The sequence below is a fragment of the Streptomyces sp. NPDC036815 genome, assembly GCF_055609205.1.
The window spans coordinates 289,749-305,441 of the sequence record NZ_JBVJPW010000002.1; the positions used below are offsets into that span (position 1 = coordinate 289,749).

15 protein-coding genes are annotated in these 15,693 nt (G+C 72.8%); 5 read left to right on the forward strand and 10 right to left on the reverse strand.

Going from position 1 to position 15,693, the window contains the following annotated elements:
• Positions 1 to 97 precede the first annotated feature (97 nt).
• From ACZ69I_RS07525 to ACZ69I_RS07540, 4 genes are read right to left on the reverse strand one after another with little or no spacing between them, the layout of a single operon-like run.
• On the reverse strand, positions 98 to 1,318 hold the full coding sequence (locus ACZ69I_RS07525; protein WP_470830905.1) for an ABC transporter permease: 1,221 nt from the start codon (positions 1,316 to 1,318) through the stop codon (positions 98 to 100).
• Positions 1,315 to 2,112, reverse strand: a complete 798-nt coding sequence (locus tag ACZ69I_RS07530; protein ID WP_470830906.1) for an ABC transporter ATP-binding protein — start codon at positions 2,110 to 2,112, stop codon at positions 1,315 to 1,317. Before ACZ69I_RS07530 ends, ACZ69I_RS07525 begins: the two co-directional genes overlap by 4 nt.
• A complete protein-coding gene (locus tag ACZ69I_RS07535) occupies positions 2,109 to 3,179 on the reverse strand; it encodes a peptidoglycan-binding protein (protein ID WP_467672623.1) in 1,071 nt (356 codons plus the stop codon). Before ACZ69I_RS07535 ends, ACZ69I_RS07530 begins: the two co-directional genes overlap by 4 nt.
• A complete protein-coding gene (locus ACZ69I_RS07540) occupies positions 3,176 to 3,688 on the reverse strand; it encodes a hypothetical protein (RefSeq protein WP_467672625.1) in 513 nt (170 codons plus the stop codon). The genes ACZ69I_RS07535 and ACZ69I_RS07540 overlap by 4 nt, the downstream gene beginning before the upstream one ends.
• Positions 3,689 to 3,816: 128 nt before the next feature.
• Here ACZ69I_RS07540 and ACZ69I_RS07545 point away from each other — a divergent pair, with 128 nt between their 5' ends.
• Together ACZ69I_RS07545 and ACZ69I_RS07550 are read left to right on the forward strand one after the other, a co-directional pair.
• Complete coding sequence (locus ACZ69I_RS07545; protein WP_467672627.1) at positions 3,817 to 4,485, forward strand: response regulator transcription factor; 669 nt, start codon at positions 3,817 to 3,819, stop codon at positions 4,483 to 4,485.
• Between the two features lie 35 nt (positions 4,486 to 4,520).
• A complete protein-coding gene (locus ACZ69I_RS07550; protein ID WP_470831066.1) occupies positions 4,521 to 5,738 on the forward strand; it encodes a sensor histidine kinase in 1,218 nt (405 codons plus the stop codon).
• A 20-nt stretch (positions 5,739 to 5,758) separates the two neighbouring features.
• On the opposite strand, the gene ACZ69I_RS07555 is transcribed toward ACZ69I_RS07550, so the two are convergent.
• A complete protein-coding gene (locus ACZ69I_RS07555; RefSeq protein WP_467672629.1) occupies positions 5,759 to 6,523 on the reverse strand; it encodes an SIS domain-containing protein in 765 nt (254 codons plus the stop codon).
• 150 nt (positions 6,524 to 6,673) lie between these two features.
• Here ACZ69I_RS07555 and ACZ69I_RS07560 point away from each other — a divergent pair, with 150 nt between their 5' ends.
• Together ACZ69I_RS07560 and ACZ69I_RS07565 are read left to right on the forward strand one after the other, a co-directional pair.
• Entirely contained in the window at positions 6,674 to 7,366 is a 693-nt protein-coding gene (locus ACZ69I_RS07560) for a metal-dependent transcriptional regulator (protein ID WP_355807864.1), read from the forward strand.
• Between the two features lie 624 nt (positions 7,367 to 7,990).
• Positions 7,991 to 8,854 (forward strand): alpha/beta fold hydrolase, encoded by an 864-nt coding sequence (locus ACZ69I_RS07565; RefSeq protein WP_467673045.1) that lies wholly within the window; start codon positions 7,991 to 7,993, stop codon positions 8,852 to 8,854.
• A gap of 270 nt (positions 8,855 to 9,124) precedes the next feature.
• Here ACZ69I_RS07565 and pdxH read toward each other — a convergent pair whose 3' ends face one another.
• A complete protein-coding gene (gene pdxH / locus ACZ69I_RS07570; protein WP_470830907.1) occupies positions 9,125 to 9,811 on the reverse strand; it encodes a pyridoxamine 5'-phosphate oxidase in 687 nt (228 codons plus the stop codon).
• Between the two features lie 319 nt (positions 9,812 to 10,130).
• Here pdxH and ACZ69I_RS07575 point away from each other — a divergent pair, with 319 nt between their 5' ends.
• Complete coding sequence (locus tag ACZ69I_RS07575) at positions 10,131 to 11,231, forward strand: citrate synthase 2 (RefSeq protein WP_470830908.1); 1,101 nt, start codon at positions 10,131 to 10,133, stop codon at positions 11,229 to 11,231.
• A gap of 70 nt (positions 11,232 to 11,301) precedes the next feature.
• Here the strand turns inward: ACZ69I_RS07575 and ACZ69I_RS07580 are convergent, their stop codons facing one another.
• Genes ACZ69I_RS07580 through ACZ69I_RS07595 form a run of 4 tightly spaced genes read right to left on the reverse strand, consistent with a single transcriptional unit; the run spans position 11,302 to position 15,686 of the window.
• Complete coding sequence (locus ACZ69I_RS07580; protein WP_467672635.1) at positions 11,302 to 11,892, reverse strand: TetR/AcrR family transcriptional regulator; 591 nt, start codon at positions 11,890 to 11,892, stop codon at positions 11,302 to 11,304.
• Positions 11,880 to 12,614 carry an enoyl-CoA hydratase family protein gene (locus tag ACZ69I_RS07585; RefSeq protein ID WP_470830909.1) on the reverse strand — a complete coding sequence of 245 codons (735 nt, stop codon included), beginning with the start codon at positions 12,612 to 12,614 and terminating at the stop codon, positions 11,880 to 11,882. Before ACZ69I_RS07585 ends, ACZ69I_RS07580 begins: the two co-directional genes overlap by 13 nt.
• Positions 12,615 to 12,624: 10 nt before the next feature.
• Positions 12,625 to 13,803 carry an acyl-CoA dehydrogenase family protein gene (locus tag ACZ69I_RS07590; RefSeq protein ID WP_470830910.1) on the reverse strand — a complete coding sequence of 393 codons (1,179 nt, stop codon included), beginning with the start codon at positions 13,801 to 13,803 and terminating at the stop codon, positions 12,625 to 12,627.
• Positions 13,800 to 15,686: an acetyl/propionyl/methylcrotonyl-CoA carboxylase subunit alpha gene (locus ACZ69I_RS07595; RefSeq protein WP_470830911.1), complete on the reverse strand. Its 1,887-nt coding sequence runs from the start codon at positions 15,684 to 15,686 to the stop codon at positions 13,800 to 13,802. Before ACZ69I_RS07595 ends, ACZ69I_RS07590 begins: the two co-directional genes overlap by 4 nt.
• Positions 15,687 to 15,693 lie beyond the last annotated feature (7 nt).

Genomic DNA, 15,693 nt, shown 5'->3' on the forward strand with positions numbered 1-15,693 from the left:
GGCGCGACCGGAACCGCCGCTTCGCGGCGGAGTCGGCCCGCTCGTCCGCCCGTTCGCCCCGCGACGTATTGCGGGAGCAGGGGCCGTGGGATCCTCCTCACGTCGCGTGGAGCGCCAGGGTGGGGGACAGGCGTGCCGCCCGTACCGCGGGGTACAGCCCCGCCACCGTGCCGATCGCCAGCGTCGCTCCGAAGCCGCCCGCCATCGCCCAGGGCGGGACCACCCACGGCAGGTCGCCGGAGACCGCGTATGCCGCCGTCGCCGCCGCGCCGAGTGCGACGCCCGCCATGCCGCCGAGGCCCGACAGCATCAGGGACTCCGTCACGAACTGGACGCGGATCTGGCCGCGGGTCGCGCCCAGCGAGCGGCGCAGGCCGATCTCGTAGCGGCGTTCCAGGACCGAGATGATCATGGTGTTGGCTACGCCGACCCCGCCCACGAGCAGCGCGATGCCACCGAGGCCGAGCAGCAGCGTGGAGAAGGCGCCCTCCGTCGCCGCCTTCGCCCGGAGCGCCGACGACGGGTCGGTGACCTGGACGTTGCGCGGATTCTCCGGGTCGATGGACGGGGCGAGGAGCCTGCGTACGTCGTGCACGGAGGCGTCGGTGGAGCGTTCGTACACCGACGTCGGGTGGCCGTCGAAGCCGAGCAGCTTCTTCGACGCGTCCCAGCCGGTCAGCGCGGAGCGTTCGATGTCGGGCGCGAGCGGCAGCGGGTCGAGGACGCCGATGACGGTGAAGTACCGGTCGTCGATCCAGACCTGCTGTCCGGGCGAGGTGATGCCGAGCCGCTCCGCCGCGACGTGGCCGAGGACCACTGACGGGTAGCGGCTGTTCGCCGCGTTGAACCAGGTGCCGCGCGCCGTCTCGCCGCGCAGCACCTTCAGCAGCCCCTCCGTGGCGGCCCGCACCGCGATGCCACCGGTCTCGTCCTCGGGGATCTTCTCGCTGCGCCGCACGGACCGTTCCAGGTCGCCGGTCGCACCGACGTCCTCGACCCCCTCGACACGCCCGACCCGGCCCGCCGCGTCCTCGGGCAGGGTCACCTTCTCGCCGGAGAACATCGCCTCACCCGGCGAGGCGATGAGCATGTTGGTGCCCAACTCGTCGAGTTCGTGCATGAGGTGGGCCTTGCTGGAGGACGAGATGCCGACGACGGCGACCATCGTCGCGATGCCGATGGCGATGCCGAGCGCGGACAGGACGACCCGTACGGGACGGCTGCGCAGACCGGCGGAGCCGACGTGCAGGACGTCGCGGGGGCTCAGCCGCGCCGCCTTCAGGGCGCGCCCCGCCTTCGTACGCCTCCGGGCGCTCACGCCGCCACCTCCGCGCCCCGCGCGTCCGCGACGACCTGACCGTCCCGGATCCGCACCTGCCGGGGCAGCCGTTCGGCGATCTCCGTGTCGTGGGTGATGACGGCGATGGTCGCGCCCTCCGCGTTCAGGTCGTGCAGCAGGGCCATGACGGTCTCGCCGGATTCGGAGTCGAGCGCGCCGGTGGGTTCGTCGGCGAGCAGCAGGTCGGGTTCGCCGACGACCGCGCGGGCGATGGCGACGCGCTGTTTCTGGCCGCCGGACAGTTCGTGCGGGCAGTGTCCCATGCGGTCGGCGAGGCCGACGCGCTCCAGGGCGTACGCGGCCCTGCGGCGCCGTTCGGCCCGCGAGAGGCCGGAGTAGAGCAGGCCCTCGGCGACGTTGTCGCGGGCGCTGATGCCGGGGACCAGGTGGAACGCCTGGAAGACGAAGCCGATGTGCCGGGCCCGCAGCGCGGAGAGGCTGCGGTCGGTGAGCGCGGCGACGTCGTGCCCGGCGATGGCGACGGAGCCCGCGGTGGGCCGGTCGAGGGTGCCGACGATGTGCAGGAGGGTGGACTTGCCGGAGCCGGACGGGCCGACGATGGCCAGGAGTTCACCGGCGGCGACGCTGAGGTCGACACCGCGGAGGGCGGCGACTCCACCCGGGTACTCCTTGGTCACGCCGCGCAACTCGACGACGGGGTGCGGGACTTCGGGTAGGTCCGACGCGCCGTGTCCGTTCGAGGCGCCGGGGCTGCTCGGGACTTCGGGTCCGTTCGACGCGCCGGAACCGTAAGGGACTTCGATGCCGTTCATACCTTCGGCACCCCGACCTTCGCGCCCTCCCGCAGCCCGCCCCCGCTGACCTCGACCCGGCCCTGACCGAACATGCCGAGCCGGACCTTGACGTCGCGGGTGCGGCCGCCCTCGACGAGCTGGACGCCGAAACCGCCGCCGGGCAGCGCGAGCAGCGCGTTGACCGGTACGGACAGGACGTCCTCGTGCGTCTCGCCGGTGAGGTCGACGGTGACCGGGGACTGGTCGAAGCCGTCGACCTTGCCGGGGTCGTCGAAGGTGACGGTGACGGGGATCTTGGGCGTCTTGTCGTTCGGGTCGTCGCCGGGCTTGGCGGTCCTGCCGACGGAGGCGACCTTGCCGTCGGCCGTGGTGCCGTCCGGGAGCGTGACGGTGACCTTCGCGCCCTTCTTCGCCGAGCCGCCTTCCGCCACGTCGAGTTCGACCCGTACGACCCGTTCGGAGCCGGTCGTCGAGAGCACGGGCTTGCCCGGCGCGAGCTGGTCCCCCGCGCTCGCCCCGGCGGACTTCACCCGGACCGCGGACGGCTGGAAGGAGATCTGCTCCGGTCCGACGCGCCCGGTCCGCTTGCGGTCGTGCGCCTTCTGCCAGAGCTTGACGGCGGCCGCGGTGCCGTCGGTGTACGTGTCGTCGACGGCGAGCCCGGCCCCGTACCCGAGCGCCACCAGGTTCTCCTCGAGCTGGCGCACGTCGTTGCCCTTGTCGCCGGGCTTCAGCGTGCGGTACATGGGCTCGGTGCCGTACATGAGCCGGACGGGGGCGCCGTTCACCTCGTAGAGCCGCCCGTCGCGCCGGACGGTGGAGCCGGTCCCGGCGCACCACGTCAGGGTGCCGGTGGTGCCCGCGTTGACCTTGCGTTCCTTGGCGTAGCCGAGGGTGCCGTCGACCTGGGTGCCGCTGCTGAGGTCGCCGCGCTCGACGTCGGCGGTGGCGGGCGGCAGTCCCGCGTCCCGGTGGCTGGACTCCTCCGTGCCGCCCGCGTCGGCGAGTGCCGTGACGGCTATCCCGCCGCCGGTGACGGCGAGCAGGGCGACGACGGTGGAGACGATGGCGGTGCGGCGCCTCATCCGACGATGCCCTTGCACGCCCCGGCGGCCTTCTCCATCTTCTTGGCCTCGGCACCCTTGGGCATGGGCTGCGCCTGCATCGCGCCGCCGTCGAACTTGGGGTCGGGCATGTCGAAGCCGTTCTCGCGCATGCACCGGGCGTACTCGAGCATCTTGTCCTTGTCGGCCTGCGAGATCCCGCCGCCCTTGGAGCCGCCGCCCATGCCGCAGTCCTTCATGGCGGCCTGCATCTTCTCCTTGCTCATGTCGCCGCCGATGGTGATGCCCCGGGTGTCCTGGCCGGACTTCGGCTCGGCCACCTTCAGGCCGTGCTTGCGCAGGCACTCGCGCTCCTTGAACGCCTTGTCGGCGTCGGCGCCCTTGCCGCCGTCGGCGCTGTCGGACGAGCCCTTGCCGGAGCCGGAGTCCGAGCCGGAGTCGTTCGAGCAGGCCCCGGCGAACAGGGCGAGTGCGGCGAAGGCTGACGCGACGGCCACCGAGCGGGTTCGGGTCGTGCGGGCGGTCCTCATGTGGCTTCCCCTTACGTCTGGACAGCTGGCGTGACTGACGCGCACAGGCTCACGGGAAGCCGGGTTTCGTTTCTCTCAACGGGGACGCTTACACCGGCGAAAGGTCACTCTCGGGTACACAGGGCGGCATGCGCGTACTACTGGTGGAGGACGAGGAATTCCTGGCCGAGATGATCGCCGAGGGGCTGCGCCGCGCCGCGCTCGCCGTGGACGTCGCGGCCGACGGCCCGACCGCGCTGCGCAAACTCCAGCTCGGCGAGTACGACGTGCTGATCCTCGACCGCGACCTGCCGGGCGTGCACGGCGACGAGGTGTGCCGCCGCGTCGTCGAGCAGCGCCTCCTTACCCGGGTCCTGATGCTGACGGCGTCGGGCACGGTGCGTGACCGGGTGGCGGGTCTGGGGCTCGGCGCGGACGACTACCTCACCAAGCCGTTCGCGTACGACGAGCTGCTCGCCCGCGTCCTGGCCCTCGGCCGCCGCGCGCGCCCCGCACTGCCGCCGGTGATCGAGCGGGCGGGCCTGGTCCTGGACACCGCGCGCCGCCAGGCCAGCCGGGAGGGGCGGCATCTGTCGCTGTCCCGCAAGGAGTTCGCGGTCCTGGAGGCGCTGCTGCGGGCGGACGGCGCGGTGGTCAGCGGGGAGGACCTGATCGAGCAGGTCTGGGAGGAGGACACCAGCTACCGCACCAACGCGGTACGCGTCACCCTCTCCAAGCTCCGCGCGAAGCTGGGCGAGCCGCCGGTGGTGGAGACGGTGCCGGGCGCCGGGTACCGGATCGCGGGACGGTCGCTGTGACGCGGCGGCCCGTCCGTGCGCCGGTCGGGGCGCGGATGAGCGGCGAGCGGTCCCGCCTGACCGCGCTCTACGGGGGGCTGCTCGTGCTGGCCGGGGCGCTGCTCACCGGGCTCGTGTACCTGCTCGTGCAGCAGGGCCTGTACACGTCGATCAGCACGGCGGTGACCACGGCCGTGCCGCGCGGGCCCGTCCCGCCCTGGACCCCCGCGCCGATGCCGGTGAGCTCCGCGGTGCCCGCCCAGCGCCTGGACGGTGTGTCGGCGGACGCCGGTAAGGGGCTCGCCATCACGAAGATCAGCGATCTGGCGGGCGAGGCCGCGCTCAGCCGCCTCCTCACCGTCTCCGTGATCGTCTTCGCCGCGTACGCCATCCTGTCGATCGCCCTCGCGTGGTGGATGGCGGGCCGGGTGCTCCGCCCGGTGGCCGTGATCACCGGGACCGCGCGCCGTCTGTCGGGGGCCAATCTGCACGAGCGGATCGCGCTGGACGCGCCGCCGGGCGAGCTGAAGCAGCTCGCCGACACCTTCGACGCGATGCTCGACCGGATGGAGCGGCTCGTCGGCGCGCAGCAGCGGTTCGCGGCCGACGCGGCGCACGAGCTGCGCACTCCGCTCGCGGTGCAGCGGGCGGCGGCGGAGATCGGGCTCGCCGGGGAGCCGGATGCGGAGCGGGTGGCGAGGATCCGTACGAAGCTGATCTCCGTCGCCGACGACAGTGAGCACCTCATCGAGGGGCTGCTGCTGCTCGCCGCGTCGGAGCAGGGCCTGGAGCGGCGCGAGCCGGTCGCGGTGGACGTCCTCGCGCACGCCGTCGCCGACGGTCTCTCCGAAGAGGCCGCCCGGCGTGCGGTCACCGTGTCGGTGCGGGCGGATCCGCTGACGGTGGAGGGCGACGGCGTCCTGCTGGACCGGCTGGTCCACAACCTCGTGGCGAACGCGGTGCGCTACAACGCCCCGGAGGGCCGGGTGGGCGTCGTCGTCAGCGGCGACGGCACGCTGGAGGTCGCCAATACGGGGCCGCCGGTGCCGCCGGACACCGTCCCGCACCTCTTCGAACCCTTCCGGCGGCTGGCGGAGCGCACCCACGCGCGCGGGGAGGGCGCCGGGCTCGGCCTGTCCATCGTGGCGGCGATCGCGCGGGCGCACGGCGCGGAGGTCCTGGCGGAGGCGAACGGGGCGGGCGGCGGGCTCACGGTGCGGGTGCAGTTCGCGGGCCCTGACGGCTCCCGTGCGGGTGCGGCCGCCGGGCCCTGAGAGGGGCGCACGGCCGTGGCTCAGTGGCGGTAGAAGATCCGGTCGCCGTACTCCTGGAAGATGCGGCCGTTCCAGTCGTGTCCGCCGTCCACGTTCCCCGACCGCAGGACGGGCGGCTGGCCGCCGCGCGCGACGAGCTGCTCGATGGCGGCGGCGGTCATGGCCTGCATCAGCGCGTTGGTGACCACGCTGGAGGCGGGTCCGAACGGCGCATCGACCCCGTCGAGGCTCAGCTCGGCGTCCCCGACCTCGATCTTGGAGTCGACCACCACGTCGCAGTGGTCCCTCAGGAAGGTGCCGGAGACGTGCCGCGACCTCGTCTGCGACGCGTACGCCACCGAGGTCACGCCGATGACCTTCAGGCCGAGCGCGCGGGCGTTCATCGCCATCTCCACGGGCAGCGAGTTCCGCCCGGAGAGCGAGATGATCACGAGTACGTCGCCGGGGCGGGCCGGCGAGGAGTCGAGGACGGCGCCCGCGAGGCCGTCCACCCGCTCCAGGGCGGAGCCCAGCGTGGCGGGCATGACGTCGACGCCGACCACGCCGGGGACGGCGAGGAGGTTGATGAGGGCGAGGCCGCCCGCGCGGTAGACGACGTCCTGCGCGGCGAGCGAGGAGTGTCCGGCGCCGAAGGCGAAGAGGCGGTTGCCGGACTCCACCGCGTCGGCGAGCAGGGTGCCCGCTTCGGTGACGTTCCCGGACTCCTCGTCGCGGACCCGCTGCAGCAGACCGATGGCGGCGTCGAAATACTGACCTGCAAGCTTGCTCTCGCTCTTCGAGCTCATTCGCATCACGTTGCGGTCCGGACCAGTGCCGTGTCAACACCGTCGCAGGCCGGTCCTGGGCGGGAATTCCACCGGCGCGGCACGGTTGTCAGTGGTATGCGTCAGAATTGAGGGCAGGGCCAGCGCACGAGCGAATTCTGAGGGGCACCCATGTCGGGGCTGATTGACACCACTGAGATGTATTTGCGCACCATCCTCGAGCTCGAGGAGGAAGGTGTCGTCCCCATGCGCGCCCGGATCGCCGAGCGGCTCGACCAGAGCGGACCGACGGTGAGCCAGACCGTGGCGCGCATGGAGCGCGACGGCCTGGTGGCCGTCGCCAGCGACCGGCACCTGGAGCTCACCGAGGAGGGCCGCCGCCTGGCCACCCGCGTAATGCGCAAGCACCGCCTGGCGGAGTGCCTGCTCGTCGACGTGATCGGGCTGGAGTGGGAGCAGGTGCACGCCGAGGCCTGCCGCTGGGAGCACGTGATGAGCGAGGCGGTGGAGCGCCGCGTCCTGGAGCTCCTGCGCCACCCGACCGAGTCGCCGTACGGCAACCCGATCCCGGGCCTCGAGGAGCTGGGCGAGAAGGACGGCGCGGACCCGTTCCTGGACGAGGGCATGGTCTCCCTGACGGAGCTCGACCCGGGCTCCGAGGGCAAGACGGTCGTCGTGCGCCGCATCGGCGAGCCGATCCAGACGGACGCCCAGCTGATGTACACGCTGCGGCGGGCCGGCGTGCAGCCGGGCTCCGTGGTGAGCGTGACGGAGTCCGCGGGCGGCGTGCTCGTGGGGAGCAGCGGCGAGGCCGCGGAGCTCACCGCGGAGGTCGCGTCGCACGTCTTCGTCGCCAAGCGCTGAGCCGCGCGCCTGCCGTCGGCGCGTCCGGGTCCTTCCGGAGCGCCGACGGGGCGCTGCCGGAGCACTTCCGGAGCTCTGCCGGAGCACTGAGGTCAACTCCCGTTATTGGAGGGGTAGTTGACAAAGGCTCACGATCTCCATGAGATCTTGCGGAATCCAAGATTCAGTGTGCGGAATCGCAGCGCCCGAGCGTTTTGCGTGCGAGGCTGTCGCGAGAGGCATATGACCTGAGGGCTCTTGACCGTGTCGGCGCCAGGTCTGGCCGCACGGCCGGAGAGGGGGCTGGAGGATGTGCCCGTCTGGTGAGCGCGAACGTCCGCCCGGCCCGGGCCGGCGGGAAAGCGAGGGCCCCGGCGCCCTTGAGCGCCGGGGCCTGTCCTCCCCTGTACTGACCCGGAGCCCCGAGCTCCCAGGGTCATTCCCCGCGGACCGGTTTCCCCGAGCGGTCCGCCCCCCGTTGAAGATCTCCCCTCGGCCGCGCCGGTCAATCCTTGAGCGTGGTCACCCGAACGAGGGGTGTTGTCGGCGAATCGGCCGATTTCGAAAAAGAGTTCGATAGCGTGCGGGGGCGTGAGCAGGGCCAGGCGTGGAACCCGAGCGGAACCTAGGGGGGTGCCAGGAATCATGGTGCGGCGCATCGACGTGACGGGTACAGGTGGCGTACGCCTCGCCGCCTGGGAATACGCCGACCCTCCCAAGCTACGGGAGGCCGAGGGACTGCCGGGCGGGGTGCTGTTACTGCACGGCCTGATGGGCCGCGCCTCCCACTGGGCCGGCACGGCCCGCTGGCTCGCCGAGCGGCACCGCGCGGTCGCCCTCGACCAGCGCGGCCACGGCAGGAGCGAGAAGCCCGCCGAAGGCCCCTACACCCGCGACGCCTACGTGGACGACGCGGAAGCCGCCCTCGTCCAGCTCGACCTCGCGCCCGCCGTCCTCATCGGCCACTCCATGGGCGCGCTCACCGCCTGGCAGCTCGCCGCCCGCCGTCCCGACCTCGTCCGGGGCCTGATCATCTGCGACATGCGGGCGTCCGCGCTCGGGGCGGCCTCGCAGCGCGAGTGGGAGGACTGGTTCAAGTCCTGGCCGGTGCCGTTCGCGACCCTCGCCGACGTGCGCAAGTGGTTCGGGGAGGACGATCCCTGGGTGGAGCGGCCCAACCCCGCGCGCGGGGAGTTCTTCGCCGAGATCATGACGGAGGGCACGGACGGCTGGCGTCCCGTCTTCGACCGGGCGCAGATGCTGGAGTCCCGTGAGACGTGGGTGCACGACGCGCACTGGGAGGAGCTGATCCAGGTGCGCTGCCCCACGCTCGTCGTGCGCGGCCAGGACGGTGAGCTGGGCCGGGCGGAGTCCCAGGAGATGGTGCGGGTGCTGCCGCGGGGGGAGTACGCGGAGGTGGCCGATGCGGGGCACCTTGTGCACTATGACCAGCCCGGGGCGTGGCGGGCGGCGATCGAACCGTTTCTGGACGGGGTCCTGGCGGGGTAGGGGGCGCCGTCCTGTCGTGGCCTTCGGCCTACTCGTCCTCAATCGCCGGACGGGCTCGAAATGTCCCCACCGCCGCCGGTCGGGCTTGAAGTGTCCCCACCGCCGCCGGACGGGCTCGAAAATGTCCTCACCGTCGCCGGACGGGCTTGGAATGTCCCCACCGTCGCCGGTCGGGCTTGAAAATGTCCTCACCGTCGCCGGACGGGCTTGGAATGTCCCCACCGCCGCCGGACGGGTGCGGGATGGCTCCTCAGCCGCCGTTCTGCCCGGTTACGGGCTCAGGCGTTCGACCTGCCAGGGGGCGCCCGGATCCGGGCGTACGTACCGTAGGCGGTCGTGCAGGCGGTCCGGTCTGCCCTGCCAGAATTCCACCGTCAGGGGGTGGACGCGGAAGCCTCCCCAGTGCGGGGGGACCGGGACCTGTTCGCCCTCTTGGTAGCGGGCCGCCAAGTCGGCGTAGGCGCGGTCGAGTTCCGCTCGGGAGGCCAGTACGGAGGACTGCGCGCTGGCCCAGGCGCCGAGCTGGGAGCCGTGCGGGCGGGTCCGGAAGTAGGCCACCGTCTCCTCGCGGCCGACGCGCTCCGCGATGCCGGTGACGATCACCTGGCGGGCCACGGCGTGCCAGGGGAAGAGCAGGGAGACGTACGGGTTCACGGTGAGCTCGCGGGACTTGCGGGACTCGTAGTTGGTGAAGAAGACGAAGCCGCGCTCGTCGAAGCCCTTCAGGAGCACCGTGCGCGAGCTGGGGCGGCCCGCCGCGTCGGCCGTGGAGACCACCATGGCGTTCGGCTCGTGGACGGCGGCCCGGTCGCCCGCCGCCTCCTTGAACCAGAGCGCGAACTGGTCCATGGGCCCGTCCGGCAGATCCGCCTCGGCGAGGCCCGCGGTGACGTACTGCTCGCGCATGTCGGCCGGTTCGGGAAGGGGTTCGGGAAAGACTGCGCTGGCGTCGGTCACACAGTCATCCTGCCGTATGCGGGGCGGTCCCGGCGGGACACCCCGGAGAGGTGACATGTGGCACTGAGTGCCGCATCGCATCGCCAAAGGTGGCACCAGGGGATATCGTCCTGCTGCCGAATCGGTTGGGTGACCACCAGCCTCACTGGGCATCACCGGAGTGAACGTTCCGGACCGCGAGTCGACGAATTCGCCACAGATGGGCGGATTGGACCGCGTAACCGGGCCGTGTTCGCCCATTTTTGACCGATGGTCATGAGCTGATCGCCTTGCCTCACTCGAAAACCATCACGTCGAACCCATCACGAGGAGCCGCCTGATGTCCGACTTCGTACCCGGACTTGAAGGAGTCGTCGCGTTCGAGACGGAGATCGCCGAACCGGACAAGGAAGGTGGCGCGCTGCGCTACCGCGGCGTCGACATCGAGGACCTGGTCGGCCACGTCTCCTTCGGGAACGTGTGGGGCCTGCTCGTCGACGGCGCCTTCAACCCGGGCCTGCCGCCCGCCGAGCCGTTCCCGATCCCGGTGCACTCCGGCGACATCCGCGTCGACGTCCAGTCCGCGCTCGCCATGCTCGCCCCCGTCTGGGGGCTGCGGCCGCTGCTCGACATCAGCGAGGAGCGGGCCCGCGAGGACCTGGCGCGCGCCGCCGTCATGGCGCTCTCCTACGTCGCCCAGTCGGCCCGCGGCCAGGGCCTGCCGATGGTGCCGCAGCAGGAGATCGACAAGGCGGACACCGTCGTCGAACGGTTCATGAAGCGGTGGCGCGGCGAGCCCGACCCCAAGCACGTGCAGGCCGTCGACGCGTACTGGACGTCGGCCGCCGAGCACGGCATGAACGCCTCCACCTTCACCGCCCGCGTCATCGCCTCCACCGGCGCGGACGTCGCGGCGGCACTGAGCGGGGCCGTCGGCGCGATGTCGGGGCCGCTGCACGGCGGCGCCCCGTCCAGGGTCCTCGGCATGATCGAGGAGATCGAGCGGACGGGCGACGCGGTCGCGTACGTGAAGCAGGCCCTGGACAAGGGCGAGCGGCTGATGGGCTTCGGGCACCGGGTGTACCGGGCCGAGGACCCGCGCGCGCGAGTGCTCCGGCGCACCGCCCGTGAGCTGGGGGCGCCGCGCTACGAGGTCGCGGAGGCGCTGGAGAAGGCGGCGCTCGACGAGCTGCACGCCCGCAGGCCCGACCGGGTGCTCGCCACGAACGTGGAGTTCTGGGCGGCGATCGTCCTCGACTTCGCGGAGGTGCCGGCGCACATGTTCACGTCGATGTTCACGTGTGCGCGGACGGCGGGATGGTCGGCGCACATTCTCGAGCAGAAGCGGACGGGGCGGCTGGTCCGGCCCTCCGCGCGGTACACGGGGCCCGGCTCTCGCAGCCCCATGGAGATCGAGGGGTACGGGGAGATCGCCCGCTGAGGTCTCGGGGCTCCGCTCCTCAAACGCCGGAGGGGCTGTATCCAAGCCCGTCCGGCGATTGAGGACGCCGTCAGCCGAGCGCGGAGCTCACCAGCACCGTCCACTGCGCCACGACCCGTTCTCTGCGCACCCCGTCGTCCGTGAGCAGATTCGCAAGACCGAGCCCCCGCGCCATGTCCAGGAGGCCCTGGATCGTCTCCCGGACTCCGGGGACGGACTCGTCCGCGCCCAGCAACCCCACCGCGATGCGGTGGGTCTCGCGGCCCACGCGGGCCTCCAGCTCCGTGACCCGGCCCCCGAGCTGGGGCTCGTTGGAGGCGGCGACCCACAGATGGAGCGCCGCGCGGAAGAGCGGGCCCGTGTAGAGGTCGACCAGGGCCGCGACCACCGAGGCGCGGTCCTGGGCCGGGAGGGCCCGCAGGGCCGTGGAGCGCTGTTCGGCGACGTACTCCACGGCCGCCGTGAACAGGTCCTCCCGGGTCGGGAAGTGGTGCTGGGCCGCGCCCCGCGAGACGCCCGCCCGCTCGGCGACCACCGAGACCGTCGAGCCCGCCCAGCCGTGTTCGGCGAGGCAGGACACCGCGGCCTCCAGGAGTTTCTGGCGGGTCGCACGGCTGCGGTCCTGCTTGGGCGAGCGGTCCGCGGCGGTCACAGCACCCATGAGCGCTCCCGTCGTTCGAGGAACGCCGTCATTCCCTCGCGCGCCTCCGCGGCGGCGAAGAGTCGCGCGGACAGGGCCGTGACGGCGTCCGATTGGTCGTCGAATGCGTCGAGCACCCTAGCCGTGAGCAGCTTCTTCGTCTCGGCCAGGGCGCCCGGCGCCGCCGCGCGGAGCCCGTCGAGCATCGGCGCGAGGGCCGCGTCGACGTCCGCCGCGTACGCCGTGACCAGGCCGATCCTGGCCGCCTCCGCCGCGTCGAAGCGCTCCCCGGTGAGGAACCAGCGGGACGCGGCGCCCGGGTCGATGCGGGGCAGCAGGGGCAGGGAGATCACGGCGGGGGCGACGCCGATGTGCACCTCCGTGAACGCGAAGGACGCGGCCGGTCCCGCGACCGCCAGGTCGCAGGCGCCGAGCAGCCCGAGGCCGCCCGCCCGCACGTGGCCGTCGACCCGCGCGAGGACCGGCTTGGGGAGCTCGACGAGCTGACGCAGCAGCCGTACGAAGTCGAGCGGGTCGGGCGGCGCCTTCAGGTCGGCCCCGGAGCAGAACGTCGTCCCGGTGTGGGTGAGCAGGACGGCGCGGACGGCGGTGTCCTCGCCGAGGCTGCCCAGGGCCCGTGCGAGGGCGCCCACCAGCTCCGCCGAGAGCGCGTTGCGGCGGTCGGGGAAGTCCAGGGTGATGGTGGTGACGCCGCGTTCCGGCGAGGAGACGACGAGGCTCATGAACCGCTCCTCAGTAGGACTTGGGCAGGCCGAGCGTCTGGTGCGAGACGTAGTTGAGGATCATCTCCCGGCTCACCGGGGCGATCCGTGCCACGCGGGACGCGACAATCAGCGAGGCGAGGCCGAACTCCTTCGTCAGGCCGTTGCCGCCCAGGGTGTGCACGGACTGGTCGACGGCCTTCACACAGGCGTCGGCGGCGGCCAGTTTGGCCATGTTGGCGGCCTCGCCCGCGCCGGTGTCGTCGCCTTCGTCGTAGAGCCTGGCGGCCTTCTGCATCATGAGGCGGGCGAGCTCGATCTCGACGTGGGACTGGGCCAGGGGGTGCGCGATGGCCTGGTGGGCGCCGATCGGGGACTTCCACACGCTGCGTTCCCTGGCGTACTCGACGGCGCGGGACAGCGCGTAGCGGCCCATGCCGAGCGCGAACGCGGCCGTCATGATCCGCTCGGGGTTGAGCCCGGCGAAGAGCTGGAGCAGACCCGCGTCCTCGTCGCCCACCAGTGCGTCCGCCGGGAGCCGCACGTCGTCCAGGACGAGCTCGAACTGCTTCTCCGCGGCCTGCAGTTCCATGTCGATCCGGCGCCGCCCGAAACCGGGGGCGTCGCGCGGGACGATGAACAGGCACGGCTTGAGGTTGCCGGTGCGGGCGTCCGACGTGCGGCCGACGATGAGGGTCGCGTCGGCGATGTCGACGCCGGAGATGAAGACCTTGCGGCCGGTGAGGAGCCAGTCGCCGGAGTCCGGGTCGCGGCGGGCCGTGGTGGTGATGCGGTGGGAGTTGGAGCCCGCGTCGGGCTCGGTGATCCCGAAGGCCATGGTGCGCGAGCCGTCGGCGAGGCCGGGCAGCCAGGCCCGCTTCTGCTCCTCGGTGCCGAAGCGGGCGATGACCGTGCCGCAGATCGCGGGCGAGACGACCATCATGAGCAGCGGGCAGCCCGCCGCCCCCAACTCCTCGAGCACGATGGACAGTTCGGCTATTCCGCCACCCCCTCCCCCGTACTCCTCGGGCAGGTTCACGCCGAGGTAGCCGAGCTTGGCGGCGTCCGCCCAGAGCTCGTCGGGGTGGCCGCCGTCGGCGGCGACGCGGGCGAGGTAGTCGCGGCCGTACCGGCGGCCGAGTGCGGCGACGGCGGTGCGCAGGGCCTGGTGCTCCTCGGTTTCGAGGACGGTGCTGCGAGCGGTGCTCATACGGATTGCTCCTCCTGTACGACGTCTGCGACGTCTACGACTGCGAGCAGTGCGCCGACCTCGACCTGGCGGCCGGGGACGGCGTGCAGGGCGGTGAGCGTGCCGGAGGCGGGGGCGCTGATGCGGTGCTCCATCTTCATGGCCTCCAGCCAGACGAGGGGCTGCCCGGCCGTGACCGGCCGGCCCTCGGCGATGCCTTCGGCGACGCGGACGACGGTGCCGGGCATGGGGGCGAGCAGCGAACCGGGAGCGCGGCAGGTGGTGGGTTCGGGGAGCAGCGGGAGCGGGGTGAGGGCGGTGTCGCCCCGGGGGGTGGTGACATGCACGCGGTCGCCGTACCGCGTGACCGTGTACGTGCGGCGCACGCCGTCGGCTTCGAGCACGACGCGCCCGGCCGTCACGCTCACCACGGTGACGCCGTCGGCGGCCGGGCCCTGCCGGGTGTGGTGGTAGCGGACCTCGTGTTCGGTGCCGTCGGGCTCGGTGCGGTAGCGCTTGAGGTGGGGCTGCGAGCGGAGGTTGCGCCAGCCGCCGAAGCGGGAGCGGCCGTGCGCGTCGGCGAGCGCGGCGGCCAGCGGGGCGTGCGGGTCGGGCGCGGCGGCGGCGAGCGCGGCAGCGTGCCGGTCGTAGAAGCCGGTGTCCATGCGCGCGGCGGTGAACTCGGGGTGGCGCAGGGAACGTACGAGCAGGTCGCGGTTGGTGACCGGGCCGTGCACGGCGGCGCGCTCCAGGGCGCCCGCGAGTGTGCGCAGGGCCTCGGCGCGGGTCGGCGCGTGGGCGACGGCCTTGGCGAGCATCGCGTCGTAGTGCACGCCGATGGTGTCGCCCGCGGCGTAGCCGGTGTCCAGGCGCACCTCGCCGGGCACGTCGAGGCGGTGCAGGGTGCCGGTCTGCGGGGCCCAGCCGGCCGCCGGGTCCTCGGCGTAGAGGCGGGCCTCGACGGCGTGGCCGTGCGCGGTCGGCGGGTCCTCCGCCAGGGCGAGCCCCTCGGCGACGCGGATCTGCAGGGCCACGAGGTCGATCCCGAACACGGCCTCGGTGACGGGGTGTTCGACCTGGAGGCGGGTGTTCATCTCCAGGAAGTGCGCGCGCCCTTCGGCCACCAGGAACTCGACGGTGCCCGCGCCCCGGTAGTCGGTGACGCGGGCGGCGCGCACGGCCCGCTCGTGCAGTTCGGCGACGAGCCCGGGGGCGAGGCCGGGCGCCGGGGACTCCTCGATGACCTTCTGGTGGCGCCGCTGCAGGGTGCAGTCGCGGGTGCCGAGCGGCCATACGGTGCCGTGCGCGTCGGCCATGATCTGCACCTCGACGTGCCGGCCGCCCTCGACGTACGGCTCGACGAACACCTCCCCGTCCCCGAAGGCACTGACCGCCTCCGCGCGGGCGGCCGCCAACTCCTGCTCAAGCGAGGCCAGTTCGCGTACGACGCGCATGCCGCGTCCGCCGCCGCCCGCCGCCGCCTTCACGAGGACGGGCAGGTCGGCCTCGGTGACGTCGCCGAGCGGGGCGACGCCCATCAGTTCCTTGGCGCGCGTCTTGGACGCCATCGCCTCGATCGCCTCGGGCGGCGGGCCGATCCAGCAGAGCCCCGCGTCCAGGACGGCCCGTGCGAAGGCGGCGTTCTCGGAGAGGAAGCCGTAGCCGGGGTGGATCGCGTCGGCGCCCGCGGCGAGCGCGGCCTTCACGACGAGGTCGCCGCGCAGGTACGTGTCCGAGGGCGCCGCGCCCGGCAGCCGTACCGCCGCGTCGGCCTCGCGCACGTGCAGGGCGTCCGCGTCGGCGTCGGAGTGCACGGCGACGGTGGTGATGCCCAGGTCGCGGCAGGTGCGGAAGACGCGGCAGGCGATCTCGCCGCGGTTGGCCACAAGGATGGAGCTGATCATGGAGGGT

Excerpts from the sequence above, each read along its gene's own strand:
- ACZ69I_RS07530 (WP_470830906.1), bottom strand. The coding sequence starts at position 2,112 with ATGAACGGCATCGAAGTCCCTTACGGTTCCGGCGCGTCGAACGGACCC.
- ACZ69I_RS07535 (WP_467672623.1), bottom strand. The coding sequence starts at position 3,179 with ATGAGGCGCCGCACCGCCATCGTCTCCACCGTCGTCGCCCTGCTCGCC.
- ACZ69I_RS07540 (WP_467672625.1), bottom strand. The coding sequence starts at position 3,688 with ATGAGGACCGCCCGCACGACCCGAACCCGCTCGGTGGCCGTCGCGTCA.
- ACZ69I_RS07545 (WP_467672627.1), top strand. The coding sequence starts at position 3,817 with ATGCGCGTACTACTGGTGGAGGACGAGGAATTCCTGGCCGAGATGATC.
- ACZ69I_RS07550 (WP_470831066.1), top strand. The coding sequence starts at position 4,521 with ATGAGCGGCGAGCGGTCCCGCCTGACCGCGCTCTACGGGGGGCTGCTC.
- ACZ69I_RS07555 (WP_467672629.1), bottom strand. The coding sequence starts at position 6,523 with ATGAGCTCGAAGAGCGAGAGCAAGCTTGCAGGTCAGTATTTCGACGCC.
- ACZ69I_RS07560 (WP_355807864.1), top strand. The coding sequence starts at position 6,674 with ATGTCGGGGCTGATTGACACCACTGAGATGTATTTGCGCACCATCCTC.
- ACZ69I_RS07565 (WP_467673045.1), top strand. The coding sequence starts at position 7,991 with ATGGTGCGGCGCATCGACGTGACGGGTACAGGTGGCGTACGCCTCGCC.
- ACZ69I_RS07575 (WP_470830908.1), top strand. The coding sequence starts at position 10,131 with ATGTCCGACTTCGTACCCGGACTTGAAGGAGTCGTCGCGTTCGAGACG.
- ACZ69I_RS07580 (WP_467672635.1), bottom strand. The coding sequence starts at position 11,892 with ATGGGTGCTGTGACCGCCGCGGACCGCTCGCCCAAGCAGGACCGCAGC.
- ACZ69I_RS07585 (WP_470830909.1), bottom strand. The coding sequence starts at position 12,614 with ATGAGCCTCGTCGTCTCCTCGCCGGAACGCGGCGTCACCACCATCACC.
- ACZ69I_RS07590 (WP_470830910.1), bottom strand. The coding sequence starts at position 13,803 with ATGAGCACCGCTCGCAGCACCGTCCTCGAAACCGAGGAGCACCAGGCC.
- ACZ69I_RS07595 (WP_470830911.1), bottom strand. The coding sequence starts at position 15,686 with ATGATCAGCTCCATCCTTGTGGCCAACCGCGGCGAGATCGCCTGCCGC.